Origin of the sequence: Stenotrophomonas sp. SrG (assembly GCF_050031795.1) — a bacterium.
GTDB lineage: Bacteria > Pseudomonadota > Gammaproteobacteria > Xanthomonadales > Xanthomonadaceae > Stenotrophomonas > Stenotrophomonas rhizophila_A.
Genome location: NZ_JBNBBE010001808.1, coordinates 1 through 230, shown reverse-complemented (window position 1 = coordinate 230; position 230 = coordinate 1). Strand labels below are relative to the sequence as shown.

Annotated in this window: 1 pseudogene; it reads right to left on the bottom strand. The window is 74.3% G+C overall.

The window, feature by feature from the left end:
- Nucleotides 1–230, bottom strand: a pseudogene (locus ACQG3P_RS25465) (hypothetical protein); the annotation flags it as partial.

Here is a 230-nt window from a genome sequence, read left to right as displayed (position 1 = left end):
CGGTCCGACTCGGCCGCCGAGCTGGGCCACGGCCGCGCCGAGGGTGGCCTGCAGCGGTGCGCCGGCCTGGCTGGCGATCAGGTCGTTGGCGCCGCCCCACACGGTGTACAGGGCGTTGGCGACGGCCTTGCCGCCGGGCGCGGGAAGGTACAGGCCGGGCTGGGTATAGAGCGAGTAGACCGGAATGGCCGCGGTGCACCGGGCGAGCGAGAGGCACAGGTGCCACTGGA